Annotated in this window: 24 protein-coding genes and 2 tRNA genes; 17 read left to right on the top strand and 9 right to left on the bottom strand. The window is 62.8% G+C overall.

Annotation, left to right across the window (positions count from 1 at the left end; translation table 11 throughout):
- Positions 1 to 143 precede the first annotated feature (143 nt).
- The 6 genes from GFJ39_RS02360 to GFJ39_RS02335 all read left to right on the top strand — a co-directional run bounded on the left by GFJ39_RS02360 (position 144) and on the right by GFJ39_RS02335 (position 4,669).
- Positions 144 to 911: a response regulator gene (locus GFJ39_RS02360; protein ID WP_153429452.1), complete on the top strand. Its 768-nt coding sequence runs from the start codon at positions 144 to 146 to the stop codon at positions 909 to 911.
- 20 nt (positions 912 to 931) lie between these two features.
- A complete protein-coding gene (locus GFJ39_RS02355; RefSeq protein ID WP_153429450.1) occupies positions 932 to 2,296 on the top strand; it encodes an ATP-binding protein in 1,365 nt (454 codons plus the stop codon).
- 116 nt (positions 2,297 to 2,412) lie between these two features.
- Positions 2,413 to 2,976, top strand: a complete 564-nt coding sequence (locus tag GFJ39_RS02350; protein ID WP_041112651.1) for a NifU family protein — start codon at positions 2,413 to 2,415, stop codon at positions 2,974 to 2,976.
- Between the two features lie 3 nt (positions 2,977 to 2,979).
- Positions 2,980 to 3,597 (top strand): malonic semialdehyde reductase, encoded by a 618-nt coding sequence (locus tag GFJ39_RS02345; RefSeq protein WP_153429449.1) that lies wholly within the window; start codon positions 2,980 to 2,982, stop codon positions 3,595 to 3,597.
- Positions 3,588 to 4,229 carry a tRNA (adenosine(37)-N6)-threonylcarbamoyltransferase complex dimerization subunit type 1 TsaB gene (gene tsaB / locus GFJ39_RS02340; RefSeq protein ID WP_325062792.1) on the top strand — a complete coding sequence of 214 codons (642 nt, stop codon included), beginning with the start codon at positions 3,588 to 3,590 and terminating at the stop codon, positions 4,227 to 4,229. Before GFJ39_RS02345 ends, tsaB begins: the two co-directional genes overlap by 10 nt.
- Positions 4,230 to 4,261: 32 nt before the next feature.
- Positions 4,262 to 4,669: a GNAT family N-acetyltransferase gene (locus GFJ39_RS02335; protein WP_153429677.1), complete on the top strand. Its 408-nt coding sequence runs from the start codon at positions 4,262 to 4,264 to the stop codon at positions 4,667 to 4,669.
- On the opposite strand, the gene GFJ39_RS02330 is transcribed toward GFJ39_RS02335, so the two are convergent.
- A complete protein-coding gene (locus tag GFJ39_RS02330) occupies positions 4,656 to 4,904 on the bottom strand; it encodes a sulfurtransferase TusA family protein (RefSeq protein WP_153429446.1) in 249 nt (82 codons plus the stop codon). The genes GFJ39_RS02335 and GFJ39_RS02330 overlap by 14 nt on opposite strands.
- A gap of 81 nt (positions 4,905 to 4,985) precedes the next feature.
- On the opposite strand from GFJ39_RS02330, the gene GFJ39_RS02325 reads away from it, so the two are divergent.
- The 5 genes from GFJ39_RS02325 to GFJ39_RS02305 all read left to right on the top strand — a co-directional run bounded on the left by GFJ39_RS02325 (position 4,986) and on the right by GFJ39_RS02305 (position 9,174).
- Entirely contained in the window at positions 4,986 to 5,393 is a 408-nt protein-coding gene (locus tag GFJ39_RS02325) for a Ros/MucR family transcriptional regulator (RefSeq protein WP_011252343.1), read from the top strand.
- A 104-nt stretch (positions 5,394 to 5,497) separates the two neighbouring features.
- A complete protein-coding gene (locus GFJ39_RS02320; RefSeq protein WP_153429444.1) occupies positions 5,498 to 6,031 on the top strand; it encodes a Fur family transcriptional regulator in 534 nt (177 codons plus the stop codon).
- 71 nt (positions 6,032 to 6,102) lie between these two features.
- Positions 6,103 to 6,933, top strand: a complete 831-nt coding sequence (locus GFJ39_RS02315; protein WP_194285272.1) for a GNAT family N-acetyltransferase — start codon at positions 6,103 to 6,105, stop codon at positions 6,931 to 6,933.
- 76 nt (positions 6,934 to 7,009) lie between these two features.
- Positions 7,010 to 8,533 carry an apolipoprotein N-acyltransferase gene (gene lnt, locus GFJ39_RS02310; RefSeq protein WP_153429441.1) on the top strand — a complete coding sequence of 508 codons (1,524 nt, stop codon included), beginning with the start codon at positions 7,010 to 7,012 and terminating at the stop codon, positions 8,531 to 8,533.
- 2 nt (positions 8,534 to 8,535) lie between these two features.
- Positions 8,536 to 9,174 carry a helix-turn-helix domain-containing protein gene (locus GFJ39_RS02305; protein WP_153429440.1) on the top strand — a complete coding sequence of 213 codons (639 nt, stop codon included), beginning with the start codon at positions 8,536 to 8,538 and terminating at the stop codon, positions 9,172 to 9,174.
- Positions 9,175 to 9,191: 17 nt separating this feature from the next.
- On the opposite strand, the gene GFJ39_RS02300 is transcribed toward GFJ39_RS02305, so the two are convergent.
- Positions 9,192 to 9,854, bottom strand: a complete 663-nt coding sequence (locus GFJ39_RS02300; protein WP_153429675.1) for a protein-tyrosine phosphatase family protein — start codon at positions 9,852 to 9,854, stop codon at positions 9,192 to 9,194.
- Positions 9,855 to 10,031: 177 nt separating this feature from the next.
- Between GFJ39_RS02300 and GFJ39_RS02295 the strand changes: the two genes are divergently transcribed.
- On the top strand, positions 10,032 to 10,337 hold the full coding sequence (locus GFJ39_RS02295) for a hypothetical protein (protein ID WP_226986635.1): 306 nt from the start codon (positions 10,032 to 10,034) through the stop codon (positions 10,335 to 10,337).
- A gap of 100 nt (positions 10,338 to 10,437) precedes the next feature.
- A complete protein-coding gene (locus GFJ39_RS02290; protein WP_153429438.1) occupies positions 10,438 to 12,000 on the top strand; it encodes a globin-coupled sensor protein in 1,563 nt (520 codons plus the stop codon).
- 15 nt (positions 12,001 to 12,015) lie between these two features.
- Here GFJ39_RS02290 and GFJ39_RS02285 read toward each other — a convergent pair whose 3' ends face one another.
- From GFJ39_RS02285 to GFJ39_RS02275, 3 genes are read right to left on the bottom strand one after another with little or no spacing between them, the layout of a single operon-like run.
- The gene (locus GFJ39_RS02285) at positions 12,016 to 12,195 is read right to left on the bottom strand and encodes a Trm112 family protein (RefSeq protein WP_153429436.1); all 180 of its coding nucleotides are present in this window, start codon (positions 12,193 to 12,195) and stop codon (positions 12,016 to 12,018) included.
- 2 nt (positions 12,196 to 12,197) lie between these two features.
- Positions 12,198 to 12,872, bottom strand: coding sequence for an LON peptidase substrate-binding domain-containing protein (locus tag GFJ39_RS02280; RefSeq protein ID WP_153429434.1), 675 nt, complete (start codon positions 12,870 to 12,872; stop codon positions 12,198 to 12,200).
- 4 nt (positions 12,873 to 12,876) lie between these two features.
- The gene (locus tag GFJ39_RS02275) at positions 12,877 to 13,842 is read right to left on the bottom strand and encodes a thioredoxin family protein (protein WP_153429432.1); all 966 of its coding nucleotides are present in this window, start codon (positions 13,840 to 13,842) and stop codon (positions 12,877 to 12,879) included.
- A 198-nt stretch (positions 13,843 to 14,040) separates the two neighbouring features.
- On the opposite strand from GFJ39_RS02275, the gene GFJ39_RS02270 reads away from it, so the two are divergent.
- The 4 genes from GFJ39_RS02270 to GFJ39_RS02255 all read left to right on the top strand — a co-directional run bounded on the left by GFJ39_RS02270 (position 14,041) and on the right by GFJ39_RS02255 (position 15,895).
- Positions 14,041 to 14,115: transfer RNA gene (locus GFJ39_RS02270), tRNA-Gly, on the top strand.
- Between the two features lie 147 nt (positions 14,116 to 14,262).
- Positions 14,263 to 14,337: transfer RNA gene (locus GFJ39_RS02265), tRNA-Gly, on the top strand.
- 176 nt (positions 14,338 to 14,513) lie between these two features.
- The gene (locus GFJ39_RS02260; RefSeq protein WP_153429430.1) at positions 14,514 to 15,710 is read left to right on the top strand and encodes an FAD/NAD(P)-binding protein; all 1,197 of its coding nucleotides are present in this window, start codon (positions 14,514 to 14,516) and stop codon (positions 15,708 to 15,710) included.
- Entirely contained in the window at positions 15,656 to 15,895 is a 240-nt protein-coding gene (locus tag GFJ39_RS02255; RefSeq protein WP_194285260.1) for a hypothetical protein, read from the top strand. Before GFJ39_RS02260 ends, GFJ39_RS02255 begins: the two co-directional genes overlap by 55 nt.
- 5 nt (positions 15,896 to 15,900) lie before the next feature.
- Here GFJ39_RS02255 and GFJ39_RS02250 read toward each other — a convergent pair whose 3' ends face one another.
- The 4 genes from GFJ39_RS02250 to GFJ39_RS02235 form a co-directional block, all read right to left on the bottom strand.
- The gene (locus GFJ39_RS02250; protein WP_228391744.1) at positions 15,901 to 17,427 is read right to left on the bottom strand and encodes a carbohydrate porin; all 1,527 of its coding nucleotides are present in this window, start codon (positions 17,425 to 17,427) and stop codon (positions 15,901 to 15,903) included.
- A 285-nt stretch (positions 17,428 to 17,712) separates the two neighbouring features.
- Positions 17,713 to 18,234, bottom strand: coding sequence for an inorganic diphosphatase (gene ppa / locus GFJ39_RS02245; protein WP_153429424.1), 522 nt, complete (start codon positions 18,232 to 18,234; stop codon positions 17,713 to 17,715).
- Positions 18,235 to 18,408: 174 nt separating this feature from the next.
- Complete coding sequence (gene adhS / locus GFJ39_RS02240) at positions 18,409 to 18,810, bottom strand: alcohol dehydrogenase subunit III (protein WP_153429422.1); 402 nt, start codon at positions 18,808 to 18,810, stop codon at positions 18,409 to 18,411.
- Between the two features lie 187 nt (positions 18,811 to 18,997).
- On the bottom strand, positions 18,998 to 21,148 hold the full coding sequence (locus GFJ39_RS02235; protein WP_153429420.1) for an FUSC family protein: 2,151 nt from the start codon (positions 21,146 to 21,148) through the stop codon (positions 18,998 to 19,000).
- Between the last annotated feature and the right edge of the window lie 120 nt (positions 21,149 to 21,268).

Here is a 21,268-nt window from a genome sequence, read left to right as displayed (position 1 = left end):
GGGCCAGCAGAACGGGCATGGCCGTGATGCGTTGTAGTGTACGATGCTAATCTCTTTTCGTCATGAGCGTTCAAGTACCGGGAACTGGCATTGTCAGGATTTGTTGCTTGTGATGCCAACCCCGTGGAGACTATGGAAAAGACATGGTGCCAAATCTTTCCGACCCTGATCTTCCCGCCCGTATCCTCGTCGTCGAAGATGACGCGGGTATGCGGACCCTCATTCTCCGTGCCCTTCAGGGCGGCGGTTTCCGTGCCCGGGGTGTCGCCTGCGGAGACGAGATGTGGGCCGCGCTTGAAGTGGCGCCCGTCGATCTCATCATCATGGACATCATGCTGCCGGGCAAAAGCGGCATCGAACTGTGCCGCGCGCTGCGCAGCGGGCAGGGTGCCACGCATGAGAACGAAACCCCGCCGGCCCAGGTGCCGATTATCATGGTCTCGGCCCGTGGCGAGGAGCGCGACCGCGTGAACGGTCTCGAATCGGGCGCGGATGACTATGTTCCCAAGCCCTTCGGTCAGCGCGAACTTCTGGCCCGCGTGCGTGCGGTGCTCCGCCGTGGCATCGCCACCGGCGCGCCGCAGGAGCGCGTGCGTCGCGAGACACTGCGTTTCGCGGGCTGGACGCTGGATCTGCGCCGCCGCGAACTGACGGACCCGTCCGGGGCCACCGTCGATATTTCCGGCGCGGAACACGATCTGCTGACCAGCTTTCTGGATAATCCGCAGCGGGTCATCGCCCGCGACCGTCTTCTGGAACTGTCGCGGACCCGTCTTGGCGACGTGTCGGACCGCAGCATCGACGTTCTCGTCAGCCGTCTGCGCCGCAAGCTGGGGGCGGATGCCGATCAGCTGATCCGCACGGTGCGCGGTCTGGGCTATATCTTCGTAGCCGAGGTTGAACGGGTCTGAATATCCAGAATCGCATTCTGCTGTGGCCGCTGGGGCTGGTCGGGCGCGTCTGTGTTGTCCTGACCGTCGCGGTGACACTGGTGTTCCTGACGAACGCCATTTTCTACGGTCAGGCAGAGACCTATATCGTCGATGACGTGCGCATCGCCCAGTTGGGCGAGGCGCTGAGTACGGATCTGCGCGTTCTCGCCGCAGCGCCCGTTAGCCAGAGATCTTTTCTGGCCGTCATGCTCTCGGGCAGTGAACTCAGCGTGGCGTGGCAGCCTGCCTCGATCACGCCCGCGCTGCCGGGACGCCACCCGGTTGCCCTGACACAACTCGTCCGGCGTCTGACGGCGGACGACCCCATTCTCGAACAGGCCCATCTGGACCTTTACACGCTCGGTCCGGGAAGCGCGGATGTGCTGGGTTCGCAACGCCTGCCGGACGGAAGCTACATCCATTTCCGCGTGCCCGGCATGCTCGGGCATCACCGCGTCACGCGCGGTCTGGCCTCGGCAGCCATCGCGGCCGGGGCCGTGGCTATTGCCGCGGCCATGCTGATCCGCGGTCTCAGCATGCCGCTCCGTGCGCTGGTCTCGGTCGCGGATCGCATCGGCTCCAGCGAAACCTGGGTGCCGCTGGCCGAGCGCGGGCCGCCCGAAGTGCGCGGGCTGGCTCATGCCATCAATGCCATGCAGGATCGCATCCAGAGCCTCATCAACGACCGGACGCAGGCTCTGGCAGCCGTGTCGCATGACCTGCGAACACCGCTGACACGCCTGCGCCTGCGCTGCGGTTTTCTCAATGACGGAGACGCACAGGCCGCCATCGAGGCCGATCTGGACGAGATGGAAGCCATGGTGAACGGCATTCTCGCCTATCTGGCCGGCGCGGATGATCCGGAAGTGCCGCGCACCATCAATATCGTCGCCACGCTTGAAACCCTCGTGGACGACCATGTCGATCATGGGCACGAGGCCCGTTACGAAGGACCGAGCCGCGCTCTGGTTCATGTGCGTCCGCTTGCCATGAAGCGCGTCCTGTCGAACCTGATCGAAAACGCCATCAATTATGGCGGCAATGTCCTCGCCACCCTTCGCACCCGCGAGGACGGCGCGCTGGAAATCGCCATCAGCGACAGCGGCCCCGGCATTCCCGAAAGTGAATATGAGCGCGTCCTGACTCCGTTCTATCGTCTGGAAGGCTCGCGCTCGCGGACGACGGGGGGAATCGGGCTGGGGCTTGCGATCGTCCAGCGTGAGATCGCGCGCGAGGGTGGCTCTCTGGTTCTGGGGCGTGGAGATGCCTCGAAAGGTTATGGCGGCCTGCGCGCAACCATCATCCTGCCCCGGGGACTCCCTTCTCCGGAAAGGAAAACCGAGGGGCAGGACGAACAGGTCTGAAAACCTCCGCCCTGCCGTTAAAAACACGGGAAGTCGGACCAATGCAGTCCCGACACTTGCACCTTGGGAAGAAGTGGCACATGTCAGAGCGACTGGAACGCAAGGACATGACCACGATGTTCATCGAGACCGAAGACACTCCCAACCCCGCCACTCTGAAATTCCTGCCCGGCCGCAGCGTGACCGGCGATGCCCGGCCCGTTGATTTCGGTGATGCGGATGTCGCCGCCGGACGCTCCGAACTGGCGAGCGCCCTGTTCGATCAGCCGAATGTGCGCCGCGTCTTCCTCGGCGGCGATTTCGTCTCCGTCACCAAGTCCGACGATATCAGCTGGGGCGACCTCAAGCCCGTCGTCCTGGGCACGATCACGACCTTCTTCGAAAGCGGCCGCCCGGTCCTGTCCGGCACGCAGGCCGCTCCGGAACATGATGTTTCTCCTGAAGACGCCGAAGTCGTCAGCCGCATCCAGGACCTGCTCGACACCCGCGTGCGCCCTGCTGTCGCCGGTGATGGCGGCGACATTGCCTTCCGTGGTTACAAGGACGGCGTGGTCTATCTGGCCATGCAGGGGGCCTGCTCCGGCTGCCCCTCCTCCCGCGCGACCCTGAAACACGGCGTCGAGAACATGCTCCGGCACTATGTTCCCGAAGTCGTCTCGGTCGAACAGGTCGAGGACTGAACCATGGACGGCCAGACTTCTCTCTGTGGACCGGTTCCGGGCGCGGAGGCCCTGTTCACGCAGGCCCGGACCCCGCGCAGCTTCTCGCCGCGGCCGGTCGGGGAGGATGTCCTGCGCCGCCTGTATGATCTGGTGAAGCTGGGGCCGACTTCCGGCAACTGCTCACCGGGCCGCTTCGTCTTCCTCACGACACAGGATGCCCGCGAGCGCATCCGCCCCGCCCTGTCCCCGGGAAACGTGGCCCGCGCCATGGTGGCTCCGGTGCTGGCCGTCGTCTGTCATGATCCGCTGTTTTTCGAGGCCCTGCCGCGTCTGAACCCGCAGGAGGGCCTGCGCGACTGGTTCGCCGCCGATGTGGGCCTGTCCGACGAGACGGCGTTCCGCAACGGCACGCTGGAAGGCGCCTATCTCATCATGGCCGCCCGGATGCTCGGCCTGTCCGCCATGCCGATGTCCGGTTTCGACAGCTTCATGGTCGAGGACACGCTGCTGAACGCCACCGGCTGGCGCGTGAACTTCCTCGTGGGGCTCGGCTACCCGGCGGAAAACGAACCTGCTCCCGACCATGCCGAGCCTCGTGCGCCCCGGCTGGACTTCGGAGAAGCCTGTCTGTGTCTGTAAGGGCGGGGTCTGTCAGGACAGTCGTTTTCAACGGGGCAGGGGCGGGAACCGGCCTGACCAGTCTGGTGGCGCTCGTCGAGGACGGGCATGTCGTCGCGGAAAAGCTGATGGCCGGTCGCGGCGCCTCCGAACATTTCGCGCCCGCCATCCGCGAACTCCTGACGCAGAACAACTGGACCATGCCTCCCGACCGCGTCGTCGCCGTCATCGGCCCGGGTTCGTTCACCGGCCTGCGCTCGTCCCTGTCGCTGGCGGCAGGGCTGGCGGCAGGCTGGAACTGCCCCACGATCGGCGTCACGCTCGGTGCGGCCATCCGCGCCACACTCGCCCGTCCGGACGCGGTCTGTGTCAGCATCGCCCGTCGTGGCCGCGTTTTCGTGGACCCGCCGCATGGTCCGGTCACAGCCAGCCAGACCGCCGATCTCGATCCCACAGGCTGGGCCTGCGTGACGGGTGACGCCGTTTCTGAAAAGACCGGCTGGCCCTGTCCGGTGCTTCCCTGCGAGGCGCCTTATGCGCTGGATATCGTGCAGGCCGCGCAGGGCGTCCCCCCCGGTCCGCTGATGCCGCTCTATGTTGATCCCCCCGAAGCAAAACCCCCCGCTGCCGGTCTGAGGCCTGCGCCACTGTGAGCAGTCCTGAAAAGGATTTTCAGTTAAGGGTCATGGGGATCGAATGTGCGCCGCTTCTGGCCGCGCTGCATGAAGTCACGTTTCGCGGCGGAGAAGTCTGGGATGCAACTTCATTTGCCGCCCTGCTTTCAGGTTGCGGGACTGAAGCCACGGTTGCCGTGTTCGGTACGGTTCCCGCCGGTTTCATTCTTGCGCGGACCATTCTGGACGAGACGGAAATCCTGACCCTCGCCGTGCACCCCGATTTCCGGCGCCGCGGCATCGGAAAGTCTCTGGTGCAGAATGTTCTTGGCAAAGGGAAAGTATTTCTGGAAGTATCAGTCTGTAATATTCAGGCTGCCGCGTTGTATGAGAAGTGCGGTTTCGTAAAAGCGGGGCTCCGTCGCGGTTATTACAGAGATGGAAGCGATGCGCAGGTTCTTGTTTCTAGCAATGTTTAACGCTCAGGCAGTAAAGATCCGGGCTGTCAGTAACAGGTGAATCCGTCAGAAGTGCGTGACCGAGTGCCTTTACGGACCTGCCAACGTTCTTCCGTGTTTCTGTTCCGCGAAGCCGTACTTCGAGTGTCTGCCCGGAAGTCATGGTATCGAGTTTTGCCCGGACATATACTGTGGTCATGGGGCATTTTTTTTCAGTTATATCTATGAAAAATGTTTCATTTTCTGTCACGCACATGTTTCTTTCTTTTTATGCTTGAATCGAGCAATTTATGACTGCTACATGCTCACTCGCTCAAGGATGAAGGACTTAACTACAATGTCGCAAGAGACAAATGCTCCCGAACTGCATCAGCTGACCGCGCAGATCGTTACGGCCTATGTATCGAACAACGATATTCCGGCTGACGCTCTTCCGGCCCTGATCCGGTCCGTCCATGACTCTCTTGCAACGGTGAACGTTCCGGAAGAGGCTCCTGTTGAAAAGCCGGTGCCGGCCGTTTCGCCGCGCAAGTCGGTTTTCCCGGACTACATCATCTGCCTGGAAGACGGTAAGAAGCTGAAGCTCCTGCGCCGTCACCTCAAGACCGCCTACAATATGACGCCGCAGGAATATCGCGAGCGCTGGGGTCTGCCGCCGGAATACCCGATGGTGGCTCCGAACTATGCGAACCACCGCTCCTCGCTGGCCCGCAAGATCGGCCTTGGCCGTCGTCGCGAAGACTGAGAGCCTCTTTTCCCTGTCGCCGGTCTCTTCATCCCGGCGACAGGGAAAGCCTGACAGGCTCCACGAAGTGGACAAGACGCCTGTTTTTCGGCTAGGCCGCAGATATGGTCGCAGATACGAAAATCGCCGAGAGACGCACCGGCCCAGGGAATCGGAAGGCCCCGTCTTCCCCTGTGCCGGATGATTCGCACATTGCCCGCCTGTGTGTGGAAAGCGGCCTGAAGATGACCGGGCAGAGACGGGTGATCGCCCATGTCCTGTCCGTGGCTGACGATCATCCGGACGTCGAGGAGCTGTATCGTCGTGCGTCCGAGATCGACAGCCGCATTTCCGTCGCAACGGTCTACCGCACGGTCCGCCTGCTGGAAGAAAAAGGCATCCTCGAACGCCGTGATTTCGGCGGCGGTCGCGCACGTTACGAAGCCAGTGACAGCGGCAATCACTATCATCTGATCGATGTGGATAGTGGCCGCGTCATCGAGTTCGAGGACGAGGAGCCGGTCCGACTTCTGGCCCGGCTTGCCGCGCGGCTTGGATTTGATCTCGTTTCCCACCGGATCGAGCTTTTTGGGCGACGTGTCGAGCCCGAGGACAGGAAAAACGCTGTCCCAGAGAACAGGAACAAGAGCGGATCATGACCACCAAACCGGCTGGCACCCCCATTTCCGCTCCCCATGCGCTGGCCAGCAGCGAAGAAACGTTGCGCCAGATGGAGACGCTCTCCACCCTGTCCCTGAACCGCGAAGGCGGTTTCCAGGAACTGCGCGGCGGTACGCTGGGTGTGCGCATCGCCGAGACGGAGGAGGAGCGTGATGCCGCTCAGGCCCTGCGCTACCGGGTCTTCTTCGAGGAACTCGGCGCCCATCCCGACGAACGGGCTTTTCGCACCAAGCGTGACGTGGATGAATTCGACGCGGCCGCCGATCACCTTCTGGTTATCGACCATGCCAAGGGGCCCGGCGCCGCAGGCGTTGTCGGGACCTACCGCCTTCTGCGATCCGATGCCGCCGAAAAGGTCGGGCGTTTCTACACCTCTTCCGAATATGACATCTCGCCCCTGACGGAATTTCCCGGTCGCCTGCTTGAAGTCGGCCGTTCCTGCGTGGCGAAGGAATACCGCGGCCGGTCCGCGATGCAGCTCCTGTGGCGCGGTATTGCGTCCTACATCTTCCTGCATCGGATCGACGTGCTGTTCGGCTGTGGCAGCCTTCCCGGCACGAACCCGGACGCTCTGGCTGACCAGCTCACCTACATGCACCACAATCACCTGGCGCCGCCGGCTCTGCGCATCCGCGCGTTGCCCGATCGTTATGTGGAAATGCAGCGGACTGATCCGCATGTGCTGGACCACCGCGCGTGTCTCAACAAGCTGCCACCGCTGATCAAGGGCTATCTGCGACTGGGTGGCTATGTCGGTGATGGCGCGGTCGTGGACGAGCAGTTCAACACGACGGATGTCGCCGTTCTGGTGAAGAGTGAGCTTCTGGCGGACAAATATTACCGCCATTACGAACGTCGCCTGCGCGACGCCCTCGACTGACAGTTTTTTTGCAGCCGGATCTTCAGGGTCCGGCTGTTTCCTGTTTCAGCCCTTTCGTCAGCCGGACGGTTCCTTCATGATTTCGACGCTCCCTGTCCGTGGCTGGCGCCTGGCCGGACTGCTGCTGCTTGCCGGTGGGCTGGCAGCCCTGTCCCTGCCACCGGTGCATGTCCTGTTCCTGCTGCCCGTAGGGCTGATGATCCTCTATCGCGTCTCTGAAGACGCGCGGTCCTGGAAACAGGCGGCCTGGTGCGGCTTACTGTTCGGCATGGGATTCCACACGGTCGGACTTTACTGGCTGACCAACGCCATCCTTACCCGCGTCCATGAGTTCTGGTGGGTTGTCCCCTTCGCGTCCCCCGGCGTGGCGCTGCTGATCGCGCCCTTCATCTGCGTCCCGGCGATCCTGTGCCGCGTCGTGCGTCCCGGCTGGCGGCGCGTGCTGATGTTCGCGGGAAGCTGGACCGTCATGGACATGGGCCGCGTCTTCATGTTTTCGGGCTTTCCGTGGAACCCGCTGGGAAGTGACCTGGAACTTCCCGGTTTCGCCGGAGACGTCATGATCCAGCCGGCTTCGGTGCTGGGTGTGGACGGCCTGTCGCTCGCTTTGGTGCTCGGCTCTCTCGCCCTGTTTCGCGGCAGACGGGCGGCTGTGGCCGTGCTGGCCGTATCCGCGGTGTGGATCGCCGCCGGAGCCTGGCGCCTGTCGTCCGCCACGCCGCTGAACATCACCAATCCCCGCGCCGTTCTGGTGCAGGGCAACGTGCCCGAAGCCGAAGTCATCAGTCATGCGGACGCGGTCGGCAATTTCCGCCGCTATCTGCGCCTGACCGCACAGGGGGCACAGAAGGCTTTCGCGGAAGGTGGTCGTCCGCCCGTGGTGATCTGGCCGGAATCCGGCTTCCCCGGTCTTCTGGACGAAGACACACTGGCCCGGCAGATGATCGCCCGCGCCGCCGATGGCGCTCCGGCACTGGTCGGGTCGGACCGTGAATCCGGCAAGGACTGGTTCAACAGCCTGATCGCCGTCGCCCCGGATGGCAGTATCGCGGCGATCTACGACAAGAGTCGTCTCGTCCCCTTCGGCGAATATCAGCCCTGGATCCTGCCCTTCAACGTCCTGCCGGGTGTCCTGACTCCGGGGCCGGGTCTGAAGACATGGGACCTCCCGGGCATGGGGCGCGTGGGGCCGATGGTCTGCTACGAGATCATTTTCTCGGGTTCCGTCACCGTCCGCAATGACCGCCCGAACTGGCTCGTCACGATCTCGAATGACGCATGGTACGGCAACAGCGCTGGCCCCCGCCAGCATCTCGCCACGGGACGGATGCGGGCCGTGGAAGAGGGGCTTCCGGTTGTTTTCGCCAACAACACTGGCATTTCCGCCATCTATGACGCGACCGGCCATGAAACTGCCCGTCTGGGCTGGGGGCGGGCGGATGTGCTGGTCAGCGATATTCCGTCACCGCTCCCCCCGACTTTCTTTTCCCGCTTCGGTCGGGCCACGCCGCTTGCGCTTTCGATCCTGTGCATGGTTCTGGCTCTCGTCCCCACGGAAAGGAAGAAGCGCGACTGGGACCTGCAAGTGCATAAAGGTTAACATTGACAATCTGTGGTTGTTTTATTAGCCATTTACATGTGTCAGAAAAAGAATCCTCTTCGGATCGCGCCCGCCCTGAATCCCGCAGTTCCGCTGCGGCCGGACCGGTGGACGTCCATGTCGGCAACCGCATCCGGCTGCGTCGCACGCTCATGGGGCTGTCGCAGGAAAAACTGGGCGAGGCTCTGGGTCTGACCTTCCAGCAGATCCAGAAATACGAGCGCGGCGCCAACCGCGTGGGCGCCAGCCGCCTGTACGATCTGGCGCAGGTTCTGGACGTGCCGATCGGCTTCTTCTTCGATGACATGCAGGAGGCGCGCCCGTCCGTGCCGTCCAGCGCGCCCCGGCCGTTTTCCGGTTCCGCTCCGACATTCAATCCGGCTTTCGGCCAGACGCCCGCCACGCAGGCCCCCGTCACGGGGTTCGCCGAGACGCAGTCGGCGTTTGGAGGGCCGCCATCCCATCCGGTTACACCGCCGCCGCGTCTGTTCGATCTTCCGGTGGATGAGGCCGCCCTGTTCAGCCGCCGCGAGACGGTCGACCTAGTGCGCTCCTATTACCGCATCCCGGACCCTGCGGTCCGCAAGCGGATGCTGGACCTGATCCGCTCCCTCGGCCCGGCAGACGTTAAACCGGACTGAGTCTTACTCCCGGCGCCTTATTCCCGGCGCAGGATGCTGTCGTTTACGAAGGATGCCAGCTTCCCCGCCTTGAAATCGGCCCGCAGACGGTCCTCGTCATACTCGTCCCGAACCCAGTCCAGAAACGGCAGACGCCCCTCGGCTTCCTTCTGGTAGCGCAGGAAAAACGCATCAAGGATGCCGGTGCGCGAGCGGTTGAAATGCCCGAAGCGCCAGTGGAGTTGCTCCAGCGCGTCCTGAGCCGTGCCGCCTTCAAACATCAGCACCAGACCTGATGCCAGACCCGCCCGGTCCGCACCGGACTTGCAGTGCATGAGCATGGGGAAGGCGAGCGTCTGGTACATGTCGTAAAAGCGCAGGATACGGTCGCGGTGCGGCGCACCACGGCTCTCGAAAGCCATGTCCAGATGCGTCAGCCCGAGCTTCGCACTTGCCCCGCGGGACAGCGCGTCCGAGCCGCATTTGCGATGCCCGCGCAGGTTCACGAGCGTCTTCAGGTGCAGACGCCGCGTCAGGCTGCGCAGGCGCGAGGGTGTGGGGTGGTTGCAGCGCCAGACCTTGCCCGGCACGACGGGGGCGAGATTGGTCCAGCCCAGCCGGAAGATGGAGTGGTCCACGAACAGACTGTCCCACCAGGCGCGGCGCCGCGCGGCGGGAGACGTGATCCGGCCTTCGAACATGGTGAATGCATCCTTGCTGGGCATGCCGCTCGGGAAAGGCGGGCGACGGGAAGAACGCGCTGTGTCCCACCCCACAAAGGGATGCGTCAACCGCCGAAAAGTGCTATATTGCATCTCATGCGCTTCGTTTCCCCTTTCCTCATGCTCTCGTTTCTCGCCACGGCGGGATGCGGGTCCATGTTCAGCGGGCCCGCGCCGGACATGGCCGCCCTCCCGCCGCCAGGCGCAGCACCTGGCCACCATTCCCACAGCAGCACCCATCACCGTCAGGCCAGCGGCATGTCCTATGCCGATGACGCTCCGGTCATGCCGATGCCGCCGGGTGCGGAAAGCCCGTCCTCGGCCTCGCATGACACGGCCAGCAGCTCGTCCCCGGGCGGCATGTCCTTCGGCGGCGGTCAGGGCAACAGCGTCAACATCGCGCCCCAGCCCGCAACCCCCGATACCGAAGTCTCCTACGGACAGAACAGCGCGTCCAACTGACCCCGGGATTGTCGGCCGTTCTTCATGATTGCGTAACTCTTGGTGTGTTACGGGCATTGCCCTGAACACGCGCCAAATCCACGCTCTGGAGACTCCGACTATGACTGAGCAGGTCAAGGCAGACATTGCCGAGCGGCTGCTGTTTCTTGGCATCGGCGCAGCTGAGAAAGCCCATCTGGCCAGAATCCGCCCGCAGGCGCTGGGGGTGCTCGGGCCTGCGCTGGACCGCTTCTATGGCCGGATTCACAAGACTCCGGCCCTGAACCGCTTTTTTGCCAACGAGCAGCATCGCATCGGTGCGCGCAACCAGCAGGAAAAGCACTGGAAGCGGATTCTTCAAGGTGATTTCGGCGCCGATTACGTCGAGAGCACCCGCGCCATCGGCAACACCCATGCCCGGATCGGCCTCAAGCCGCAGTGGTATGTCGGCGGTTATGCCCTGCTGATCGAAGGCATGGTGACGGACCTGCTTCGTCAGTACTGGCCGCAACCGCGCCGCAGCTTTCTCGATCGCCTCCTGCGACGTCCGGCCCGGGGAACCTCCGCTGAGGAGGCTGCCGCGCAGATCGGCCTGCTGATCCGCTGCGGTCTTCTGGACATGGAACTCGGGCTGGAAACCTACACGCAGAATCTGGATGTCCGTGAGCGTTCACGCGCGGAAAGCGAGCGGATCCAGAGCCTCGCAGCACTGTCGGACGCGCTGGCGGATGCGCTCGATCGCATGGCGGGGGGCGATCTGGTCCAGCAGATCGACCCGGCGCTGGAAAACGGCTCAACCCGCATGAGCGGCGCTTTCCACCGTGCCTGCGAGGGGCTGGGGCGTATCGTCCATGCTGTCCGCGAGACCTCCGGAGTCGTGGAACAGAGGGCTCGGGAAATCAGTGGGTCCACGGAAGACATCACCTGCCGTATCGCCGAACAGGTCGATGCCCTGGCGGCCGTGGCCCGCAACATCACGGAACTGACCTCCTCGGTGAAGGAAGTCGCCGACGAAGCCCGTCAGGCCGATACGACGGTGGCCGACTGCTGTCAGGAAACCGAACAGGGCCGTGATATTGTGGCCAAAACCGTCGAGGCCATGGCCAAGATCTCGTCATCCTCCAACCGGATCGTCCAGATCATCGGCGTGATCGACGAGATCGCGTTCCAGACCAATCTTCTGGCCCTCAATGCCGGCGTCGAAGCTGCCCATGCCGGAGATGCGGGGCGTGGTTTTGCGGTTGTCGCACAGGAAATCCGGGCCCTGGCCCAGCGTTCCGCCACCGCCGCCAAGGAAATCAAATCTCTGATCGCCAGCAGCATGGAAGACGTCCAGCGCGGCGTGCAGATGGTCGACGAGACCGGCACGGCCCTGGGCAATATCAGCACGTCCGTCGAGCGTCTGGGAACGGCGGTGGGACAGATCGCCTCTGGGGCCGAGGCTCAGGCCCGGCGCATCATGGATATCAACGCCAGCACGACGCAGCTCGAGGGGGTGACCAAGAGCAACGCCGCGATCGTTCACCAGACCAGCGGCGCCAGCCAGAAACTGGTCGGCGATGCCGGCGAACTGACGCGCGTCGTACGGAACTTCAAGGTTCGCAAAAGCCCGTCCCGCCCGTCACAGCGCGCGCTGGAGGGCCGGAAAATGACTTCCCCGGCCAGCGCCGCGGAAAAGGTCTGATCCCCCGAACAGGGATCAGGCGTCGAGCTGCCGCGCTTCTTCGGGCAGCATGATGGGAATGCCGTCCCGGATCGGGAAGGCCAGCTTCGCTCGGGGGCTGATGAGCTCCTGGGTTTCGCGGTCATAGGTCAGCGGCCCTTTGGTAACCGGGCAGACCAGCAGGGAGAGGAGGCGGGGATCGAGTTCAGTCGTCATGATTACTCCATGCCCCTCTCAAGCAGATCCAGCAAGAGCCCGGCGCGCTCACCCAGTGTCATGGCTTCCAGAAGAGACTGTTTTTCCACGGGCGTGAACGGCACGAGCATCGGCAGGACAAGCAGCAGCGTCTCATCATCCATATCCTCGATCAGCGGCCAGCTTGCCTGCAGGTCGCGGGAGTCGAGATAGGTTTTCAGGCCGTTCAGCAGCAGATCGCGGTTGATCGGCAGTGGATCTTCTTCGACGAGGTCAGCCGCAAAGGGCGTGGCGTCTATGATGCCTTCGCGCCAGCCCTGATCCGTCGGCGTCTCGCGGATCAGGCGAAAACGGGAAATGCCGAGGAGTGTTACGGAAAATGTGCCATCGACGTGTTCGGTAAATTCCGTGATGCGGCCCAGCGTTCCGGTCCGGTAGAGCAGGGAGTGCTCGTCCGTGTCCGGGTCCATGAGAGGCTGGATCACGCCGATCATCCGCCGCCCAGCCAGCGCATCCTCAAGCAGCGCCACATAAGGCGGCTCAAAGACCAGAAGCGGCAGATGCCCGCCCGGCAGCAGCAGCGCGCCTGAAAGCGGGAACAGCCCGACGCGCGGCGGAATATCCGCCAGCGTCAGTTCCGTCAGGGGAGGCGCGCGGCGGGGACGTTCGGCGGATGGAAGGTCAGGCGTTTCGGTCATCGGCTCACGAAAACAGAAGGGAAGAGAGTTTGCGGCGTGCCGCCAGCGTATCAGGATCCGTATGTCCCCACGCCTCGAAAAAGCGCAGAAGATCGGTTTTTGCGGCGCCGTCGTTCCAGTTGCGGTCCTTGCGGAGAATATCGAGCAGGGTATTGGCGGCTTCCGCCCGCTCGCCCGCGCCGTTGAGAGCGGCGGCCAGTTTGAGGCGCAGGTCGAAATCGTCTGGGGCGGCGGCGCTCTGCTGGCGAAGCGTTTCAAGCTCCGAGGCGGCCTTGGCGCCTTCGGCATGGAGCGCCAGCGCGGCCCGGGCACCAGTGATCTCGGGATGGCTGTCCAGCTTCGCAGGCACCTGAGCGGAAGCGTCCTGGGCGGCTTCGGGTTCGTTCAGGGCCACGAGGGCCCGGATCATGCCACCCCAGGCTTCAGGGCTTTCAGGCTCGGCTTCCAGAAGCTGCGAGAACAGACCAGCGGCCTGATCCGCGTGTCCATCAGCCAGCGCCTGACGGGCGGTGGCCAGGATTTCCGTGGCGGGCATGACGTCACCGGCCAGCTTCAGGAGGGACTCCACGAAGCGGCGGACTTCACTTTCCGGCTGGGCGCCCTGGAAAAGATCCAGCACCTGACCTTTCCAGAAAGCCACGACGAGCGGAATGGACTGGAGCGGCAGACCCAGTTGGCCGAGCTGTGCGGCGAGGGCCTGATTGGCTTCCACATCGACCTTGACGAGTCTGACCCGACCACCAGCCGCACGGACGATCTTTTCGAGTACAGGCGTGAGCTGTTTGCACGGACCGCACCAGGGAGCCCAGAAATCGACCAGAACCGGGATTTTCCGGCTGGCTTCCACGACATCCGCCATGAAATTCGTCTGATCGGCGTCGATGATGGTGGCTGCTGCGCCTGCAGGGGTTTTGCCGGAAGATCGCTCTGAAGACTGGCCAATCAGGTGTTCGTCGAATGTGCTGCTCATGGGGATGGGGACCGTTCGCTGGAAAGACAAGTTCCCTGAAAGATCGGATGTGCGTGCCCTGTGTGCAAGTCCTGTGTGCAAGTCCCGGGTGCTGGCCTGTGACGTGGGGTGCTGTGCCCGGATGAGGATATTGCGCCTGAATCGAAAAATCCCTCTTGCGCGGTGGTGCTGATTCGGTCATAAGCCCCATCACGGAGTGCGGGCGTAGCTCAGGGGTAGAGCACAACCTTGCCAAGGTTGGGGTCGTGGGTTCGAATCCCATCGCCCGCTCCATCGAAAAAGGCACCTCAGGGTGTCTTTTTTCGTTTCGGATTCCTATCCTGCCACTCGCTGTTTTCCATGTCTGAACCCCGTCGGCAGAGGGTGCATGTTGCCTCTTGCGCGTTGGCGCTGATTCGGTCATAAGCCCCATCACGGAGTGCGGGCGTAGCTCAGGGGTAGAGCACAACCTTGCCAAGGTTGGGGTCGTGGGTTCGAATCCCATCGCCCGCTCCAGAATATTTCCAACAGACCGAAATTACTGATGCGCTGTGCTTTGCGGGAGCGGTTTCTGTTTCCCTGTCATAGTGGTTACGGGTCTTCGAGAGCGTCTGTTACGAAACATTCCGCTCAGTTTCCGTTGTTTCAGCCATGCTCCGTTCGCAGACGATCCTGTGGAGAAAAACGGTAGCATGTCCCCTTCAGACCGGCCTCTCATTGCCATTATCGGGGGCGGGGCCAGCGGAACGCTGCTGGCCTGGAACCTGCGCAGGCTGCATGTTCAGGCACGGATCATCGTGATTGATCCTGCGGAACGTCCTGCGGTCGGGCTGGCCTATTCCACGCTGTCTCCCTGCCATTTCCTCAATGTTCCAGCGGGCGGCATGAGTGCTGATCCCGATGATCAGGAGCATTTCCTCCGCTGGCTCCGCGCGCATCACGATCCGGAGGTCATGCCTGGCCAGTTCATGCCGAGGGCCGTGTTCGGGCGGTATCTGTCCAGTCTCTGGGCGGAGGCGCGTCCTGAGTGGCGGCAGACCAGCGTGCTGTCCTGCCAGCGTGTTGTGGGGCGGCTGGAACTGGCGCTCGGGGATGGAGAGAAGCTTCAGGCAGATCAGGTTGTGTTGGCGACCGGCAATTTCGGCCCCGCGCCTGTTGCCAGGGTAGCCCCGGAGCTGGCTTTGAGCGGGCGATATCATCCCTCGGGCTGGGATAACGGATTCTATGACCGGATCGCGTCCGATGCGGCCATTGTCCTGATCGGAACGGGGCTGACCGCCCTCGACGTGCTGATGCGCCTGCGCGAAAACGGCCATCGGGGGAGGGTTGTGGCCCTGTCCCGTCATGGCTGGTGCCCCGAGCGTCATGCGCCTTCCGCTCCCGCAGAAACGGACATCATTCCTTTTTGTACGCCTGCGACGGCGCGGGCGTATTTCCGGGCATTCCGGAAGAGTCTGTCCGAAGGGACCGGCTGGCGCAGCGCGGTCGATGCACTGCGTCCACGGATCAATCCGCTGTGGCAGGCTCTGGATCTGGCGGAGAAAAAGCGCTTCCGGCGGCATCTTCAGCGACGATGGGATATCGTGCGGCATCGCGTCGCGCCGGAGGTGGCGGATTTCATGGTTACGAAACTGGAAATCGGCACGCTGGTCTGTCGGCGCGGGCAGGTGACCCATCTGGGTCTGGAGGCAGGGCAGGTGCTGGTCCGGGCATGTGACAAGACCGGCCTGTTTACGCTGTCCGCCGATCATGTCGTGAACTGTACGGGACCAGACCAGACCGGGCTTACCGACAGATGGCGGGCACTCTTCCCTACGGGCTTCTGGCGGACGGAATGGTGTGCGAGACCGCTCTGGGCGGATTGCACTGCCGCGAGGATGGCGCGCTGACAGATGCGGTCGGGCGGTGTTCCGGAGACCTGTTCGCGCTGGGGCCGATGCGCTGGGGAACCTTGTTCGAGACGACGGCCATTCCGGAAATCCGCAGGCAGGCGGCAGATCTGGCCGTTCTGCTGAAGGAGCGGTGTGGCCGGCACGTACGGGAAGCATCGTGCGAGACGGTGCTTCCCGGATAAAGGCTTCAGAAGAACTGGACGTGGCTCTTGAAGCCGAGCATCGCGGCGTCCTTGAGGGCCTTCTGGGCGCCGGGGCGGAAGTAGTACTGAAAGTCGGGCGCGAAGGTAATGCCACGCATGACGTGGATGCGGTAGGTCGCTTCGAAGACTTCACCAAAGGTCTGTGGCGTCAGCGAGCTGGCCATGAGGGGCAGACCAGATATGGCCTGTAGACGCTCTGTCGCCGTGGCGTATTTGGAGACGCGCACATAACTGAAGTTGATGCCGATCGTATCCAGCGGGCGCGCGGCCCAGAAGCCGCTGTCGATCAGACCCGCGGAATACTGCTGCGCCCTGAGCTGGGTGCGGGGGCTGTTGGCGTACATGCCTCCCAGCAGGATCAGGCCCGCATCCGCATTGCCTTTAACGTGATGGCGCAGGATCATCTGGTCCGCGAGCACCCAGGCCGACCATGAATAGTTCAGGATGCGGGCGGGGTTTCCGGTCAGAACATATGGCTGTCCGTTCACGTCGTAGTAGTTGTCCTTGTGCGGTGCGTTGTCGATCGCATAACCGACCTTGTAATGGCCTGGCAGCTTGTCCTTGCCGAACAGCGGTTCCCAGCCTGCTTCGACCGGGATGGCCTCGCCGTGGATATCCGCACCGTTGAACTTGAAGCCCGTACGATACTGCGTGTTGGCGTAAATGCCAGCCTGCGAGAAATAGACGCCGGTCTGGATGTAGGTGCTGATGGTTGGACGAGCTCGCACACGGAAGGCCCAGCTGGCGTCCGGATAGGACGAATGGGTGATGTTGTCGGAAGACGCTTTCGGGTTTCCGCAGAATGCGTTGTTCTGGAAGGTGCAGTATAGCGGGTTGGCCGAGAAGTCGTTCAGGAACGGAATACGGCCGCCCGCCAGGTCTACACGACCCTTGGCAATCGTCTCTTCCGCATAGGCGTAGACGAGATGGACGACCACGTTGCCGCCGGCACCATAGATTTCGGAACTGGGGTTGAGGTTGTCGCCGAACATGCGGCTGCCGGGAATGCCATACCGGCCCACGACGAGCGCATGGGTCGAGAGGCCGCGGGCATTGGCGAGCTTTTCCCAGTCGATATCATTCTCAAGGCTGTACTGGCCTGCATTGCTGCTGCCCTGCTTCAGACCATAGCCTGACGTCGGGCTGGTGAGGGCACCGGAAAACTCGTTGGTGGTGTCCATCGTTAACGCGATGCCACGGTCGCGCAGCCAGGTATTCCAGCCGAACGGGTTCGTCAGAAGAGCTTCGGGTTTTGGAAGGGGGGGGACCCATTCTTTACCGAAATAGACCTGATTCAGAGGCGTGTTGACGCGTTCGCTGGGGAGTTCCGAGTTCTCGGAAGGCCAGATGACAGGTGGAATTCCCTGCTGCGGGGCTGTGACCTTGATCTGTGTGACTTTTGCGTCCGGGCTATAGGTCTGAAGGGTCGAGAGCGTCCGGTCTGAAGCGGATCCCGTGCTGGGCGTTGAGGAGGTCCCTGAGGTGTTCTGGGTCCCAGCGCTCTGGGCCATGACGCAGGACGGAAGAATTGTGGCCAGGCAGAAAGCTGCGTGGAGATGAAATCGAGACAATCCGCTGATTCCTTGGAAAGGCAGGTTAGTCTCCCGAATATAACATAGATTTACCGCTAAAGATCATAATATAATGTTACTTGTATCATAATTTTCCATAAATGTATGTGATACCGAACAAAAAACCCCTTGCCTCCGGAAGGAAGCAGGGGGTTCTGAAAGCGTACCTATCAAGGTATCCGTCGGGGGCACGCCATTGGCATTCCTCCGACGGATACCGAGGGCTTACTTGGCGGCAGTGACCGCGGCCATGATCACTTTGCCTGCGGCGGCCTTGTCAGCCCAGCCCGTGACCTTGACCCACTTGTTGGGCTCCAGATCCTTGTAGCGCTCGAAGAAATGCGTGATCGCCTTCTTCGTGATTTCCGGCAGGTCGTCCACGGAGTGCACGTTGGAGAACTGCGGGTGGACCTTGTCGTGCGGGACGCAGATGATCTTTTCGTCCTGGCCGCTTTCGTCTTCCATCTTCAGCATGCCGATCGGGCGCGCGCGGATCACGGCACCCGGCACGACGGCGGATGGCGTCAGGACAAGGGCGTCGGCCGGATCGCCATCGGCGGCCAGCGTGCCCGGAATGAAGCCATAAGCAGCCGGATAGGCCATCGGCGTGAAGAGGAAACGGTCAACGACGAGCGCGCCGCTGTCCTTGTCCACTTCATACTTCACCTGCGAACCCTGCGGGATTTCGATAACGACGTTGATGTCGTTGGGCAGGTCCTTGCCGGGCGAGATCTTGGAAACGTCCATGATGTTCATGTCCTGAACTGTTTGGAGAGGTGGCGATACTACCGGCGCCCGGAGCCTCTGCCCAGAGTGGAATGGGGAGAAGTCCGGCCTGGCGGCGGGAAGCAGGCATAAAAAAACTCCCCGTGCCGTGTGGCAAGGGGAGCTTCCGAAGATCCGGTCCTTGCGGACAGGGCTTCAGAGCATCGGCTGTGCGGCCTTGACGGCGGCGTGACAGGCGGCGCGGCGGTCGTCTTCGTTCGTGTAGGCCACGAGGTAGTAGCGCTTGCCGTTGCTGTCGAAATAACCGGCGGAGCCAAGGGCGTAGTCGAAGTTGCCGACCGTCTGTTCGGTGGCCTTGTACTTCTCGCTCAGCCCGTAAAGAACCGGGTTGCCTTCATCGTAGGAGACGTACTGCAGTTCGACGCAGTAGTTCATGATGCCTGCAAGGTTGGCGGGTGAAACACCCGTGAAGTCCTTGCCAGGCGTACCCTGGACGGCCGGTGGGGGCGGGGGGGACTGTTCCTGTGCCATGGCAGCCTGGGAAGCCAGACCCAGCCCGAGGGCGAGGCCGAGGACGGGCACGATACGACGAAACATCACGGTATCCTTAGTTCTGAAACCCAGTAGGTCTTAAACCTGTCGTCCGCGGTCACCCGCGGCTGAAATCGAACAATTCTCCTGTTTCCCGGAAAAGGGAAGTGTGTTGCAGAACATTTCTTCGTGATCGGTTCGTGAGGTTTGTGTCAGCCGGGGAAAATCCTCGGGATCAGCCGGTGGATTCCAGCTACGCGAACGCGAGCGAAGGGTCGAGATACGGGCTGCGGGCATCGAAGAAGATGCGGTTCGTGTCCAGTTCCGTGGCGATGACGTCCAGGCTGGTCAGGGCCGCGATCAGGACAAAGCGTTCCCGGGGGCGGTCTTCGTTGCGTTCGCAGGTCCGCAGACGGAGAATCGCGAGTTTCGTCGCCCGCAGGGTGCGGCCGTAATGTCCGTGGTAGCGGCCGCTGAAATGGCTCATGCGTCCCATGACCAGCGCCAGAGCCTGTCCGGCCTCCGGATTCAGGCGCGTGTCACGCCGGATGGCCTGAAGCCGTAGAAGATTGAGCATGACCCGCATGCCCGACAGGATGCCCGTCAGATAGGCCTGGATGACCGGCGACGGCGTCGAGCCCGAATTGGTCATGAGCCGGACGAAACGGTCCACATTGCGCGATACCACGCTGTCCATCGTTTCCTGTGCGCGTCCATCGGCGATGCGGTGCAGGTCCCGCAGGATGTGTTCGCGCATGGTCCAGCGCTGGTGAGCGGGATCGTAGGGCAGGAAGACCCGGTACATCCACGAGGCGTAGAGCAGGCCCAGAACCAGCGGCATGGCCGTGTTGAAATAGACGATTTCGTCCGTCCTCGCCTGATTGGATGGCCCGATGAGGATGGGCAGGAACAGGTTGTAAGACACGGCCGGAAGGGTCAGGGGCGGATAGGCGAAGGCCAGACCGCCAAGCATCATCGCCAGTCCGGACCACATGCCGAGCATCTCGAACGTCGTCGATTTTCCCATGAGCGCAAGATTCAGGATGCCGGCCGCGACGACCGCGCAGCACGCGCCGCGCAGGAACGCCTGTGTGGCCAGTGCCGGGCGCTCCAGCGTCGAGAACAGGCTGCACACGATGCAGACGAACATGATGAAGGTCAGTCCGCTCGGCCAGGCCGTGCAGATCCAGATCAGGCCCGCGCCGAAGACCGTGACGGAGGAGCGCAGGCTGTTGGTGATGGCCTGCTGCCAGTCACGGTAGGAGCGGATGGGCGAATGGAAATGGTCATGGGCCTCGGGATGGCGGCTGGCCTCGAACTGGGTCAGCGCCATGCGCAGGGAATCGATCAGCTCGACGAGGGCCTGCTGAAGCATGCCGTGACGCAGGACGGCCTCGCGGGCCGCATCGTCCGGCTGCGCGGTGCTGAAATCCGAGACGACCTTCTGGCGGCACTGACGGCGCAGGGCCAGCAGGTCGGCCAGGATGGAGGCCATGCTCTCCGTCCCTTCGAGCCGGGCGGGCAGCTTCAGGAACATGTCGCGGATGGCCTCGGCTTCCTGGCGGAACATGTCGTCCTGACTGAGCGGCAGGCGCATGAGGGTCGCAAGATCGAGCGCGCGGGCAAGGAGCACCGCGATGTCGGCCAGGGCCGCGCGGGCATGGTCTCCGGCATGATCGCGGCGGCCGAGTTCGACTTCCGCGAACTCCACCTGATCGCCGAGCGTCGTGATCTGGGTGAAGATGGCCTGCACGTTCTGCATGGCTCCCTTCCTGCCGATCAGAATGCCTGCAATGGCGGTCAGGGCGGGCTTGAGTGTGTCCTCGAACGTACTGGCGAGCTGGCGGCGCGTGCGTTTGGTCAGGCCGAGCTGGAAGAGGCCCGAAATCGAGGCTTCGAGCACGATCCCCAGCAGGATATAGGTGGCGCGCGACATCGAGATTGCGAAGATGTGGTGCGGGTCCGCGATGCCATCGAGCGAGACGATGGCGTAGGTGAAGCCCGAGGCCCGCATGCCGTGGATGCGGTAGTTCGTCATCGAGGCCGGACCGGGCATGAAGGTGCCGATCATGCAGAACGCACCGATCCCGCCCGCCAGCAGGAGAATGAACATCAGCGGCGACTGCGGAAAGGAGGCGACCAGTATGATCCCGCTGATGACGCCGACCACCATGCCGAACAGGTGCCATTTGGCTTTCGCAAGGCTGCGTCCGCGTGTGCCCTGTGCGACCATCCAGACGGTCAGGGCAGCCCATTGCGGGCTGCCGAGTTCCATCCAAAGCGCGATGCCGAGGGCGAGCAGGGACGTGCAGGTGGTCCGGAGCGCATATCCGGCCATGACCGGATCTGGGGCGTAAAGCCATCGCAGTTTGCGGATGAGCGCGACCGGCCCGGCCTGTATCATGTCAGATGGGCACCGCTGTGCGGTTTTGCAGTATATGCAGGCATCGGACATTCCTTCGGGCAATACGGACCACTGGCGCCATCTCGCAACGGCAGCAAAGGTCGCCTGAACGGCCTTTCA

The organism is Gluconobacter aidae (assembly GCF_009547075.1).
GTDB lineage: Bacteria > Pseudomonadota > Alphaproteobacteria > Acetobacterales > Acetobacteraceae > Gluconobacter > Gluconobacter aidae.
The sequence above is the reverse complement of the archived record's forward strand: the minus strand, read 5'-3'. Positions and strand labels throughout refer to the sequence as shown.